Consider the following 14,046-nt stretch of genomic DNA (forward strand, 5'->3'; position numbering starts at 1 on the left):
TATGGCTGTATTTTATAAATGCAAAATAGCCGAAAATATGTAAGCGGTGAATAAAAACTCACATATTTTCGGCTTATTAATATTATTTTAAATAGGTAATTGACCCATGTGTTTATCCGTTAAAATTTCGGCTAAGTCAAGCTTGGATGAAATTTTCCCGCAATGCTTTTCTCAATAATGGGGTCGGTTCACCTACACTGTAAAGTTGCAAATAATGCATTGCTCTGGTGCAGGCGGTATAGAATACTCTACGAACGCTCTCATCGCCGTATACTTCCTCTGATGCGTCATAAATAATGACAGCGTCGAATTCGATGCCTTTGGACAAATACGTCGGTATGACAACAACTCCTTGTTCATATTCAATCGAGCCGTTCTTCACTAGCTTAATATCATCGATGTTGGACAAGGCTTCGTATGCACGCTTACTTTCCTCAGCTGATTTACATATTATAGCAATACTGTTATAACCAATATTTCGCAAAGTCGCGACTTTGGATGCTATGCGGCGGTGCAGTTCTGTGTGATCGAGCAATTGTGTCAGCACAGGTCGCTCACCATCGCGTTCAAAAGGAATAATCCGTTCGCCGTTAGGTACTAGTCTGCGTGTAAATTCGATAATCGGTTTTGTGGATCGGTAGCTGCGTGTCATGTTGATCGCTTCCGTTTCAACCTGTCCGTATAAGTTCATAAGTGTGTGAAAATCATTCTTTTCACTTGCATGGGCGAATATCGCTTGATTAAAGTCACCTAGCACAGTCATTCTTGCCGAAGGAAATAAACGCTTTAGAAACTCGAATTGAAACGGTGAATAGTCCTGTCCCTCGTCAATAAGTATGTGCTTTATGGAGCGGTTCGTCTGAAAGCCTTGAATCAGCTCTTTCATAAATAAGAACGGAGTAGCATCTTCGTTAGATAGTTTGCCTTCATATAGCATTTCCAGCGTCGCTTGACAAATTTCTGCCCACTCCGCGGGTGTTTCACCCTCTATCCACTGTTTGATCTGCAGGGAATCAGCAAAAAGCTGCATATAAATCCCCTTAATGTCGATGAAACTAAATGTTCGGACTCGTTTACGTAACAGCTTCAATTTCTGTTGAACAATTAAACGAGCAAGTGCTTCAGGCTCGATCTCATAATCGGCAATCGATTCTCTTTTAAAGCCGCGTTTTTTCGCTAAGTAGGTATGTGCCTTATGGTACTCCTCGTCGCTAAGTAGCTCGATTTTCTCTTGTACCCACGACATTGTCAGTTCAGCCTCTTGGGTTTCATTTATTTTCTGAATTAGCCAATCCTTTAACTTTTCAAGTCTATTATGGAAGCGGAGTGAAGTATCGTTACTATAAAACCTTTCTGCTATTTGTTGGGCGGTAACAATCGGCTTTCCTCTGAAGATTATGTCTTTGAATAACATTCCAGATAGCTCTAACGACTTCCTATATGATTCGATCGCTTCGAAAAAAAGGTGTGATGCTTTGAATCGAATACTCGCAACCCTTGGTCTGTAGGAAGGGGTATTCGTTGCAGTTAAAACATATTCCAATTGCTCGTAAGGATTTTCAACTTGAAATTCTTTACTTAGTCGATGGTCTAAGTATTCCTGAAATGTGACCTGCTGCATATTCTCTTCTCCAAGTTCTGGCAGCACATTGGACACATAATTGTTAAACATCGAATTAGGTGAAAATAGAATAATTTGATCAGCAGTCATACTATCTCGATATTTGTAGAGCAAAAAAGCTATCCGCTGCAATGCGGCCGATGTCTTGCCACTGCCAGCTGCACCGTGAACAATGAGCAGTCTCCCGCGATCATGACGAATGATTCGGTTTTGCTCCTGTTGGATGGTAGCTACTATATTGTGCATATGTTTGTCTGTGCCTTTGCCTAGCACCTGTTGTAAAATCTCGTCTCCAATGGTGAGACTTGTATCGAACATAGATTGAAGAACACCGCCACGGATTAGATATTGCCCCTTTTTCTCTAATAGGCCTTTGATTTCACCCCCAGGTGTTGCATACTTGGCCGGTCCGGTTTGATACTCATAGTAGACACTTGAGACAGGCGCCCTCCAGTCATAGATAAGAAATTCTTCGCCACTTGCATCCGTAAGTGTGGAGATTCCAATATAAAATTGTTCCTGAGTAGATTCTCCTTCTTCTATGAAATCGATTCGTCCGAAGTAGGGAACCTCTTGCATACGTCGAAGCTTGGATAATTTATTGGATACATGTCTATTGGTGCTTTGGCTTACTGATAGAGCCTGAGCCTCTTGTCTCAAGCCGATGATGGTCTCAAGATAATCGTCGAAGGTATCAACATTCACCTTGACTTCATCCCAAAAGTGTTTGCGCATATTAACTAGTTCGTTCCGACGTCGAGAAGTTTCTTCCTCTAATCCGCTGATTCGCTCCGTTATTGTCTCAATTACACTTTCCACTCGTTTTTGCTCCTGCTGAAATTCTGAACACATAGCAACCACTCCTTAAAAAGATTGGTATTGACAAACGAAAAAAGTATGATGTATAATATATAATAGGGATATAATGCGCATTATAGTTTTAGGCATATATCTATATAAATTTACCACAGGTTCTCATTTTTTTCAATGTATTGGTCATGATTTTTATGCTTGTCGATTCTTAATGCTATTTTGCCATAATAACACCAATTGAATGCAAGAAACACACACCCGCTAAATAAGAGGGTGTTTTTTTGACCACAATTTTACTACGAAATATATAAATTTAAACCTGAATCGTTAATAGTTAATTTTTGCACCCTTTCCTTGTTTAATTTGAATTAAATGGAAGAAGTCCAACTTCCTTTTTTTTTTCAAGATAAAGGTGATATAGTTTATAGAATTTACTATATCAACACCAATTTTAAATTCGAATATTTAAAAACATTGAATAGATATTAACAATATTTGTTATTTGACGATAGTTATAAAGAGAAGTTTTTTCGGCATCTACGTCTAAAGTAGGGATAATATTTTTAAAAAAACTTACTATTTAAACTAATGACGAAATGCAACTTTTCACAGATTTTAATAAGGAAGTGGTTTTAAATTATGGCAGAAGGAACTTACACAATGAACGTAAATCTTGCTAAGAAAACTGTTGATATGACGGTAAGCGGGACTTTTACTCCTGAAAAAGCTCAACAATTTATTAATGATTATCAGAATAAGTTATCATCAATAAATGCAAGCGAATTCGTCTTGGAATTTGATTGCAGTGATTTGGATGTAGTAACAAAAGAAATGATACCAGATCTTGAAAATTGTTTAGCACTTTATAAATCTTCTGGATTTAAGAAAGTAGAAGTAGGTATTAGGAAAAGTGCTATAATCTCCATGCAATTAAAACGCTTGGCGAATAATGTAGGGCTAACTACGTTTGAGGTAATTCAAAAATATTAATTTTTACAAAAAGGTAAGGAGCTATTAAAGGGTCCTGCCTTTTTTATTTGATATTTACATAACAAAATTCGTAACTTAAATGTACTAAAATGATCACGCTTAATAACAAGATATGTAATTGTATATAATACTAAAATTTTATTCGAGAGGTTTCTTACGACTATGACTAACATTAGAATTAAAGCAGTGGATGTTTACCATGCAAAAAAACAAGTAAACAATGATGTTTATCTTGAACACTTTAAAAAACAAGGAAAAGATATTACAAATTTCTTAAATATTATGGGAAGAAAAGAGCGTTATGTCATTGATAATCATGAAGAAAATACGATTACAATGGCGATTGAAGCAACAAATCGAGTGTTGAAAAAAGTGGGATTAGAAGGTAAGGATATAGATATGATTGTTTTTTCTACTCAAGTACCTGAAATGACTGTTCCAACCAACGCTATGTTCATTCATAATGCCATTCAAGCAAAAAAAAGAACAGTTATTTTTGATATGAACGCAAATTGCGCTGGTATGTCGATTGCAGTAGAACAGGCGTCACGATATATGAAATCCAATCCACATGTTAATACCGCACTTGTGGTAGGTTCTGATTATCTTTCATTAGTGGCTGATCCAAAAGATGCAATGACGTATGCTAACTTTGGGGATGCTTCTTCTGCTATTATTTTAGAAAAGACTGAGAATGATACAGGATTTATCGATGCGATGTTTGAAGTAGACTCAAGTAACCGAAACAATATTTTATATCCACACAAGGGATTATCTCAAACAAATAAAGCGGGTGAAAGTGCAGAATTCATGCTTTGGCAGCCATTTGATGGAGCGATGTCACTCCCTTATACGTATGATATGTTTGAAGCTATTTTAGAAAGAAATCAACTTAAAATTGATGATGTAGATGCGTTCTGCTTATCTCAATTTGCTAAAGTGAATATTGATAAAATTCAAAGCCATTTTGATATACCCGAAGAAAAATTTATTTATGTGGGAGACAAATATGGATATACTGGTACAAGCAGTCCTTTTATTGCTCTTCATGAAGGAATCGAATCAGGAAAAATAAAGCGTGGAGACTTAATATTATTTTGGACAATCGGTGGCGGTCACGAGTTCATTACAATGTTATTTAGATATTAAAAATGTAAATGTTCCTAAAGTAAAGGGCGTGGATTCGGGAGAATCTACGCTCTATTTGTTGATTAAATTGTACTAAGAGGGCAGGTTGGTTTAAGAAGGATAGTGTGAGTCATATGTAGAATAGGTAATTTAGGGGTGATGATAATGAGTAAACCAAGGGAAGCAACGCCAAAATATCTTATAATGATGTCTCTAATTTATGGCTTATTTGTAATTAGTCAAAGCGTTCAAGTTATTTACACACCCTATACATTTGTTAGAGTCGTAAACCTAATAGCTATAATCTTTCTCTCTTCAGCCATTGGGGCTTTTATAAGAGAGCTATTTATTTTAAAGAAGACAAAGTTAAGTGGTAATTAAATTATCAATTCGAGCGTTGTTCCAAGATATAACTTTGGAAAAATATAAAAAATTTTAAAAAAAGATTGAGATAAAAGATTAAAAAATTTCTTTTTCAACTATTGGTATTTAGTTGAAGAAACGGCTGCTTTAGAGAGCTGCTTTTTCTTATGGAATAATAAAGATGGTAACCTCCCAGTAATTTTTTGTTTAGAGATATATGTCAAAGGGTAGACATTTGTTAGAACGTTCAACACATTAAAAGGAGGAACTAACATGGCAGATTGGAAAAAGAAATTATTGGCAAGTGGACTAGTAGGCGGGTTAGTGCTTGGCGGAGTGGCTGGTTGTGGGGACGGAGTTGACCAGGATAATGGCGTAAGTGATGGTGAAGAGATGGATGATGTAGATGATGGAAATAAAAATGAAGAAGAAGGTAAGTAATAGTGTCTCTATCATAATAAAGATGACAATATAGACGGCCTCTTTTCTCAAATGATAGGAGGAAGAAAAGATTGCCCTTTGAATTGGGCAATCTTTTTTTGTATATGCTTTTATAAGCATACATTTTATATTTGGTGATATTCACTTCATCTTCAGTTTTAAACAAGTCACATATTCCTATTAAATTGCTTTAGCACAGATTACAGATGGGATAGCACAAAGTAAAGAAGAATTAAAAAAACAACCTGAGCCCAAACGAGCAAAGGTTGTAAAAAAGGTGCTTAAAACTCTAAAGAATTATTTGTTGAAATGGTACACATCCCAAACGTCTGGTGTTTCAGACCCAATATACCATGCTGCTGCACCACCTAGGTTATATTGCTTGGCCAAGTTAACGCGAAGCTCGATGGATTGTTTATCCTCAATCCAAATCTGGTGCTTATCTCCGTTTGCTGTATATTCTACATAATTTTGCTGAGTATTTCGATCCCAAACTTTCTTAAGTCCCCTTGATGAGATAATTTGCTCGACCTCATTCATTGTACGGTCAATACTTCTTACTTTTTTTGTTGATAAATTAGTCACCCATTCCCTTGTATAGAAGGGCATCCCTAAGATGATCTTATGAGAGGGTACTTCGGACATTAATAACTCAACACCTTCTTCAATCCAAGGCATCGAAGCTACAGACCCCGCGATTGGGCTGTTTCCCCAATGCTCGTCATAGCCCATCAAAACGATATAGTCAGCAACTTTGCCTAGCTCTTTACGGTCTAAACTTCCAGACCAAAAAGGATCGCTGTTTTCTCTAGTGACGTCAACAGATACTTTAATTCCATTAGGCTGAAGAGCTTTTTTAAGTTCGGTTATAAAGAGAACATAATCTTGCTTGTTTTTCGGATGTATGTTTTCAAAATCCACATTGATTCCATCACTTTTTGTTTGGACTAAAGAGTCCTTTAGCGCGACAACAAGTTTCTTACGATTTGCAGCGTTATTTAATACTGTGTCAGTCAAGTCAGGATCGAATTTATTCCCAAATAGTGGCCAAACCTTTTTGCCCTTACTATGTGCATCCTGCAAATATTTTGTATCGGCTGAAATGGAAACAAAATTGCCTGAATTACTTAAAGTATACCAACGTGGTGACACTACATTTAAATTTGAATGGTTCAATTGTTGGGCATAGCTCTCAGAACTCCCACTATACTTCCAACCCATAACAATTCGTGCATGAGTTTTTTGTTGTAAAAGTGATTTCTTAACCCATCCTTTTTTACCGTCTAGCAACTGAACTTGTAGATAATAGTCAGGAATGTTTAACTTTTGCCCTTCCAGTATGTTTGAAGAAGGCAAATTGTTCAATTTGATCAAATCATTAGTAGATACTCCGTACTTAGTGGAAATTTTCCATAAAGTATCTCCTTTAATAACCGTATATACTTGGTAATTCTGAGGAATTATTAATTTCTGGCCAATTCGAATTTGGGTCGTAGAAAGCTTGTTCGTCTTCTGAAGCTGACTCAATGAAATCCCATATTGGTTTGAGATTTTCCATAATGTGTTCCCGACAACTACAGTATGGACTACCGCAGTAGTTGAATCTCCCGTTATAGTGGATAGAACAGGAAATTCTTCACCTCTTTTTAAAGTTGTAATAACGGTTGAACCTTGTTTAGGTAAACTTAATACTTTAACGTTATCTATTTGAACAGACCCAACAGAAAGAGAAGTACTGGAGGCCTCACCTTTTATAGTTTCGAAACTTAAAACTAAAATTAATATAAAAATACTATAAAGTATCTTTTTCACTTAATCTCATTCTCCTCTAATTTGAAAATAGTATTAGAACCTTCATAGGTTACTATGGATTAAATTTAATAGATACAGGTACTTTGTGGTAAGGTATCCAATGGTATACGGTACTACTTAATTTGGTAGCTTTAAAAAGATGGTTGTGGAAAAAGCATTGCCAATAAAGAGGCAAACAGCCTGTAGATAATAACATAATGTTAAGTAAAAAAACGGGGCTGTCCTAAAAGTCATAAGGGCAGCCTATTTTTTCGTAGCTACTATTAAAAAGTTCAATAGATTTCCGTTCCAGACGGACGCTTCGTGCGGGGTCTCGGACTGTCTCGCTTTCCCGCAGGAGTCCCCTCCTTGCACTCCAATCAATTATTCACTCTATCAACAATATTAGGTGGAAACACAAAAGCAGAAGGAGAAAAACGAGTCGTTTTTCTCCTTCTGCTTTATTTTAGGGACTTTTTGTACAGCCCCATCTTTAAATTCAAGCTTATTTTATAAATGCGACAGCGCGAACTGGTGATGCTGTAGCGTTCTTAAGGTTCAGTGGAAGTGCCATGAAAGTGAAATGCTCGTTTAAAGGAAGCAAATGTAAATTGACTAAATTCTCCACTATATAGATTGGTACGCTTAATATCTTAAGATGCACTTCGCGCATCATATTGTCGTGAACGTCGATATTGGCTAAATCTAATCCAACACATTTTACTTTTTTTTCAATGAGCCAATCACCAGCACAAGGTGCAAATGCATGTTCTTCATAAAAGGATCCTTCTCCCCATGAAAGTTTACGAGTACGTGTGAGGACAATGTCGTTAGGTTGAACGGTAATCCCTTGGCGTTTTTCCGCTTCCTCTAACATTTCGCGTGTTACAGCTTGGAAAGGATCTTTAAAGTCAGACACGTCTAATAGCACAGCTTCTCCATATGCTTTTGAGAGATCCATATCAGAAGTTGATTCGCCATCGCGAATAAAATGTAAAGGTGCATCGATATGTGTTCCACTATGATCAGACATTTTTAGCATTCGTGATTCAAAGCCCTCACAAGGAGGCACATAGCGATGACCAGAATTTTCAAAAGTGGATTCTTCTGCAATAGCGATAGGTGGATGTGATGTATAAGAGCGAAGTCCATCGTAAATTTCTAAAGTTAAATCAATGAGTTTCAAGTAAATTCCTCCTTACATTTTAATGACAACCTTACCTGTAGCTTTATTTAAAGCACTTTCAAAGCCCTGTAAACAATCTTTAAAGGGCACAGTTTGTGCAATTAGTTTTTGGAAAGGGTAGCGGGCGTCAGCTGCGAGTGATAATACGGCTTCGTAATTTGCTTGTGTAATGCCATAACTTCCTTTAATAGAGATCTCGCCACGAACGATTTGATCCATTGGAACAGAAAAACTAGCTGGATTAATGCCAACTAATATAAGTTCACCACCTCTTTTTAAAAGGCGAAGCGCTGCATTTGGAATAGATGGATGTCCAGAACAGTCAATGATAGCATCAAAACCTTTAAACTGTTCATGTGGAATAGCGCCCGCATTTTGATAAACCTTTGAAACGCCAATATCTTTTGCGAGTTGAAGGCGATTTTCGTCAATAGTAGTACCCAACATCATCACACGTTCATTACCAGCGCCTACTAATATGGCCGCTACACCTAATCCTATGGGACCTGGACCAACTATTAAAATCGACTTCTTTACAAAGTTTTCTATTTTAGCCACTGCGGTATAGCTAACAGCTAGTGCCTCTGAAATCGCTGCTACTTCATCAGTTACTGTATCCTGGATAGCGATTAAATTCTGTTTGTCGACAACCATGTATTCTGCCATTCCGCCTGCTTCACGAAACCCATAACGTAATGCCTCGGTCGGCGTTTTTATATATTTATAATCATCGAAATCACATCGATTACTTTCCCCTACAAGGCAGAATTCACAACTACCACAGCTTTTATATGGGTTAATGACCATACGTTGTTGGGGAACTTCACCTTCACCAACGGCAACCACTGAACCAGTAACCTCATGACCTAAGACAAGTGGATAGGTTACCCAATCATAACCTCCATGTCCATCATACATATGCAAATCACTTCCACAAATGCCCACTGCATTTACTTTCAATAAGCTTTGATGGGGTTCTAACGCAGGTATTTCGTATGTCTCAAATTTAATATCTTTTGGAGCAGTTGTATTTTTCACTAGCGCTTCGTATTGCATTTATTTATCCACCTCTCCATCCTGAGCTGATACTGCCCTAATAATATTTAATAGAACATCCTCTTTGTGGGCTAGATATTGTTTTTTATCGATTGTAGACCAATCGTAAAATCCTTCGTTTGTTTTCATGCCCAATTTTCTATTTGCTATTAAGTCTTCGTGAACAGGTAATGGTTCCGTACTATTCTCAAGCGTAGGATAAACATATTCGACAATAGCCATATGTGTATCCAGGCCATTAATATCACGCTGTTCTAGAGGGCCGGTATTAGCTAAGCGAATCCCCAAACTCCATTTAGCGATGAAATCCAGTTCTTCTGATGACACTATGCCATTTTGGACAAGTGACATTGCCTCTCGTGAAAGTGCACTTTGAAGTCGGTTTGCCACAAATCCTTGAATTTCTTTTTTCAGTAGTACAGGCTTTTTATTAATGGATTGTAGAAAAGTCATGGTTTTTTGAATGTGATGTGATTCTGTGAAAGCACTTGGCACTACTTCTACTAAAGGGGTAATATGTGCTGGTGAAAAGAAATGTGTGCCAATCACTCTGTTTTTATGTTTTACGTTTTCTGCAATAGAGCTAATTAGATAGCTAGATGTGTTCGTACAAAAGGTCGTAGAACTAGGGAAGTAATCGTCAATTCTTTCAAAGAGCTGTTGCTTTGCTTGTAAATTTTCCGTAATAGCTTCGATAATAAAATCTACTTCGTTACATTCTTCGATTGTTTCTAAAAATTGTACTTCTTGAAATGTTTTATCTGCCATCAATTCCATACGCCGTGGTGCAAACTCTTCTAATAACGATACTTTTACTTGTGCTTTTAAGAAATATTTTGTCAGTGCGGCTCCCATAAAGCCACCGCCAATTATGCATACATGTTGCAAAAGGAAACACCTCTTTAATCATTAAAAATGGCTTGAATACCTACTGCATAAATGCAGGTTGTTTTAATATCTTCTAATACTGCATCAGTTGCACCTAATTGAATCGCATTCGTTTTATGAATAGTAATTCCTTTTGGGTATTGATCACAAAGGTTAATAGCATATAAAAGCAATTCCTTTAAATAACGTGAAACTACACCATCACGAAGGGAAGTAGTACGTAAATTGCTATACTTTAATAATGTGTCGGGTGCATAATCTACTAAATACTGAATCCATTTTGGTAGTTGCTCAAACTCTGATTGATAGTAGCTTACACAATCTTCTTGAGTTGAAAAAGCAGATACATTCTGTGTCTCTATCGAGTATTCAGTCTTTCCTGTTATTTCAATGGCCTTAGAAATAGCTTCGATACCAGATAACCAAGTTGGGATTCCACGAGAAATAATTGCAGCAGAGATCAGTTCAGCAATCTCGTTGACCGTATTACCAGAATCAATCGCCACTTCTGTGAAATGAAGCATTGCTTGTTCTTCACGGCGAGCAGCAAATAAACCAACTAATAGTAAAGACTTTTCTTTTTTAGACAATGAAGAATCTTGAAGTAAAGAGTGCATAACTAAACCTCCGTTTATATAAAAGGGCCATTGTTATAAAAACAAAGGCCCTTTTTTTATTAGAATAGGTAAGACCACGCTAGTGTAGCAGCAATATAGACTATACCTACATAAAACATGATCATTACTAAAAAGCCCATGATGTCTTTTAATTTTAAACGGGATAGTGCTAGAGCTGGTAAAATCCAAAATGGTTGTACTAAATCATTCCAAGCGTTACCAAGCATAACGGACATCGAAGTTTCTCCAAGTGAAGCTCCCAGTGCTTTTGCTGCATCAATCATGAAAGGTCCTTGTACAGCCCAGTGACCGCCAGCAGATGGAGCAAAGAAGTTGATGAAGAATGAACTAATCAAGCCCCAGAACGGTAATGAATGTTGAGTAGAGATGTCAACGAATACTTTAGCTATTGTATCAACTAAGCCTGATGCTGCCATGATTGCCATAATACCAGCATAGAATGGGAATTGAAGAATGATACCGGATACAGTTTTGATACCATCTGACAAATGCTCAGTATATTTTGCAGGAGTACCAAGCAAAATAATCCCTAGGAATAAGATAATAAAGTTAAGAATATTTAAATCTAATGATTTTCCATTAGCAAAGTAAACAATGACGTAAATAATTCCTAAAGCACCAATCAAATAAGAAAGTACTCGGCTATTATTTAATTTGTTAGCAAATGTATTCTCTTCAAGTATTTTTACTTTTTCTTTTTTAGAATCTGTATATAAAGCAGGATCAATTTCGATAACATTTTTTGCGTCTTTTGGATGAAGCATAGCGTTAAATAACGGTAATGTGATGAATAAGAAAATAGCTGTGAGAATCATTGGCAAACTAAAAATAGTTTCCGATAAAGCGATAAGACCCATATTTTCTTCCAAGAAATGGCCAGGTGTTGAAATTAATATTGGAATAGAAGCTGAAAGACCTAAGCCGTAAAATGTGAAACCAGAATATGCAGCAGCAATAATCAATGGATAATGGACACCTTTTACTTTTATCGCTAATTTTTTTGCGATAATACCACCGATTACTAGTCCAAAGCCCCAGTTTAAATAACTACCGATTCCCCCTACTAGTGTAGCCACAATAATTGCCGTCTTAGGTGTATGTACCATACTTGCAATTTTATTTAAGAAGCGATCGGTAATAGGTGCTGTTGCTAATACATAACCCATAGCTAAGATTACAGCCATTTGCGTAGTGAAGGCTAAAAGATTCCAAAAACCGCCACCCCATTCAGTTGTTAAGTCAAGGAATGAGATATCTTCAATTAAAAGTGCTAAAATAAAAGTTAAAATTGTTAAACCAATTGCGAATACGAATGGGTCTGGCAAATATTTCTTCATTATGGAAGTGAAGAAATTCGTTAATCTTTCCATCATAAAATCCCCCTAAAAATTGTTGATAATTTGTTTGATAAGCGAACGAGTACTCCCGTAAAATTTTTGTTCAATTTGAGCAAGAATCTAAATTTGCATAAGAATGGCTAATTTTCAGAATAACTATGCTAGAATATATCTAGTTAAATTTACGGAGGTTCCTATTTATGCAAAAATTAAATACTATATTAGTGACTGCGTATGCTAAAGCCCCACAAGGTACATCTATGTACGAGATCTATAAACACGCAGGAATTGTGCTTGAGATTGACCAACAAACACATAAAATAGTAGATGCTGAATTCACGTTTATTACTGGTTTAGCACAAGATTTCTTTAAACGAATGATCGTTGATTTTGACTTTACATCTGATGTAAATATTTTAATAGAGCGTATTGAAGAGCATTATATTGCTCCATCAAGTGGATCTGTTATTGTTGCTTTAAAATCTGCACAGAAAAGATATTTAGAAAAGCTGGCTAAATAGATCAGTTAAACGTTGTTAAGTAATATTAAAGCGGTTTCATTTTTCTTAGAAAGAGAATTCTTAAAAAAGAATTCTCTTCTTATTTTGCTTGGCAATTTTCAACGATGGTTGTTATTCCAAGTCCACCGGCGATACAAAGGGTAACTAATCCATAACGCTTGCCGGTCCGGTCTAGTTCATGTATAAGCTTCGTCATTAAAATAGCACCAGTTGCACCGATTGGGTGTCCCATTGCAATAGCACCACCATTAGGGTTTACTTTGCTTTGGTCTAAACCTAGTTCTTCGATAACCGCTAATGACTGGGAAGCGAAGGCTTCATTAAGTTCGATCACATCAATATCCTCAATGGAAAGCCCAGCTTGTTTTAGTGCTTTTCGAGTTGCTGGAACTGGCCCAATACCCATAATAGAAGGGTCTACACCAGCAGCTGCTTGGGCGATGATTTTTACCTTAGGCTGAAGTCCTAGCGCTTCGGCTTTTTCTTTCGACATTATTAGAAGAGCCGCAGCTCCGTCATTACGACCACTTGAGTTAGCAGCAGTAACGGAACCTCCTTCACGAAAAACAGGTTTTAAAGTCGCTAGTTTTTCCAAAGGAGTCAACCGTGGGTGTTCATCCACCTGAAAGATTTCAGTCGATTTACGTGTTTTAATTTCGTAAGGGACAATTTGCTTTTCAAAGTAGCCATTTTTAATAGCGTTTTCTGTACGACTTTGGCTTTGAAACGCAAATGCATCTTGTGCTTCACGAGAAATGGAGTATTTTTCAGCTAAGTTTTCAGCTGTCTCTCCCATAGTTTTTAGCCCATAGGATTCTGGTTGAGAGCCAGGCTGACTTTCCGTATTTGGATCTAATAGGAGACTATTTCCTACATTTAGCCCGTATCGAGCATTACGAATATAGTAAGGTGCTGTACTCATAGATTCTGTACCGCCTGCAATAATAACATCACTTAACCCTAGAGCTATCTGTTGTGCGGCATTATTAATAGATTGTAAGCCAGAACCACATTGACGATGCACTGTGTAACCTGGTACTTCAAGCGGTATGTCTGCACGTAATGAAGCAAGGCGAGCAACATTGGACTGATCTGCGCTCTGTTTTGCTTGACCTAAAATCACTTCATCCACTTCATTTGGGTCAATTTGCGTGCGAGCCAATAATTCTTTTATAACAGCAGCACCTAAGTAATCAGCAGTCTGATTCATTAGTGAACCGCCAAGTTTTCCAATTGCAGTACGAACTCCTTCTACAATTACTACTTCCTTCAT

Annotated in this window: 13 protein-coding genes; 5 read left to right on the top strand and 8 right to left on the bottom strand. The window is 36.9% G+C overall.

Annotation, left to right across the window (positions count from 1 at the left end; all coding sequences use genetic code 11):
• Window positions 1–136: 136 nt before the first annotated feature.
• Window positions 137–2,473: an RNA polymerase recycling motor HelD gene (gene helD / locus AM499_RS17585; RefSeq protein WP_053591419.1), complete on the bottom strand. Its 2,337-nt coding sequence runs from the start codon at window positions 2,471–2,473 to the stop codon at window positions 137–139.
• 600 nt (window positions 2,474–3,073) lie between these two features.
• Between helD and AM499_RS17590 the strand changes: the two genes are divergently transcribed.
• The 4 genes from AM499_RS17590 (at window position 3,074) to AM499_RS21890 (ending at window position 5,356) form a co-directional block, all read left to right on the top strand.
• Window positions 3,074–3,424 (top strand): hypothetical protein, encoded by a 351-nt coding sequence (locus AM499_RS17590; protein WP_053591420.1) that lies wholly within the window; start codon window positions 3,074–3,076, stop codon window positions 3,422–3,424.
• Window positions 3,425–3,586: 162 nt separating this feature from the next.
• Window positions 3,587–4,573, top strand: a complete 987-nt coding sequence (locus tag AM499_RS17595) for a ketoacyl-ACP synthase III (RefSeq protein WP_053591421.1) — start codon at window positions 3,587–3,589, stop codon at window positions 4,571–4,573.
• Between the two features lie 144 nt (window positions 4,574–4,717).
• On the top strand, window positions 4,718–4,933 hold the full coding sequence (locus tag AM499_RS17600; RefSeq protein ID WP_053591422.1) for a hypothetical protein: 216 nt from the start codon (window positions 4,718–4,720) through the stop codon (window positions 4,931–4,933).
• A gap of 255 nt (window positions 4,934–5,188) precedes the next feature.
• Window positions 5,189–5,356 carry a hypothetical protein gene (locus AM499_RS21890; RefSeq protein WP_197275569.1) on the top strand — a complete coding sequence of 56 codons (168 nt, stop codon included), beginning with the start codon at window positions 5,189–5,191 and terminating at the stop codon, window positions 5,354–5,356.
• 297 nt (window positions 5,357–5,653) lie between these two features.
• On the opposite strand, the gene AM499_RS17605 is transcribed toward AM499_RS21890, so the two are convergent.
• The 6 genes from AM499_RS17605 to AM499_RS17630 form a co-directional block, all read right to left on the bottom strand.
• Entirely contained in the window at window positions 5,654–7,168 is a 1,515-nt protein-coding gene (locus AM499_RS17605; RefSeq protein ID WP_231687485.1) for a LysM peptidoglycan-binding domain-containing protein, read from the bottom strand.
• Between the two features lie 484 nt (window positions 7,169–7,652).
• On the bottom strand, window positions 7,653–8,333 hold the full coding sequence (locus AM499_RS17610; RefSeq protein WP_053591423.1) for a cyclase family protein: 681 nt from the start codon (window positions 8,331–8,333) through the stop codon (window positions 7,653–7,655).
• A gap of 12 nt (window positions 8,334–8,345) precedes the next feature.
• Window positions 8,346–9,389: a zinc-dependent alcohol dehydrogenase gene (locus AM499_RS17615; protein ID WP_053591424.1), complete on the bottom strand. Its 1,044-nt coding sequence runs from the start codon at window positions 9,387–9,389 to the stop codon at window positions 8,346–8,348.
• Window positions 9,390–10,277, bottom strand: coding sequence for a 3-hydroxyacyl-CoA dehydrogenase NAD-binding domain-containing protein (locus AM499_RS17620; protein ID WP_053591425.1), 888 nt, complete (start codon window positions 10,275–10,277; stop codon window positions 9,390–9,392).
• A gap of 14 nt (window positions 10,278–10,291) precedes the next feature.
• Window positions 10,292–10,894: a carboxymuconolactone decarboxylase family protein gene (locus AM499_RS17625; RefSeq protein ID WP_053591426.1), complete on the bottom strand. Its 603-nt coding sequence runs from the start codon at window positions 10,892–10,894 to the stop codon at window positions 10,292–10,294.
• Between the two features lie 59 nt (window positions 10,895–10,953).
• Window positions 10,954–12,285, bottom strand: a complete 1,332-nt coding sequence (locus tag AM499_RS17630) for a short-chain fatty acid transporter (RefSeq protein WP_053591427.1) — start codon at window positions 12,283–12,285, stop codon at window positions 10,954–10,956.
• A gap of 167 nt (window positions 12,286–12,452) precedes the next feature.
• Here AM499_RS17630 and AM499_RS17635 point away from each other — a divergent pair, with 167 nt between their 5' ends.
• Window positions 12,453–12,773: a DUF3870 domain-containing protein gene (locus AM499_RS17635; RefSeq protein ID WP_053591428.1), complete on the top strand. Its 321-nt coding sequence runs from the start codon at window positions 12,453–12,455 to the stop codon at window positions 12,771–12,773.
• A gap of 79 nt (window positions 12,774–12,852) precedes the next feature.
• Here AM499_RS17635 and AM499_RS17640 read toward each other — a convergent pair whose 3' ends face one another.
• Window positions 12,853–14,046, bottom strand: a complete 1,194-nt coding sequence (locus tag AM499_RS17640; protein ID WP_053591429.1) for a thiolase family protein — start codon at window positions 14,044–14,046, stop codon at window positions 12,853–12,855.

The organism is Bacillus sp. FJAT-22090, from assembly GCF_001278755.1.
Lineage (GTDB): Bacteria > Bacillota > Bacilli > Bacillales_A > Planococcaceae > Psychrobacillus.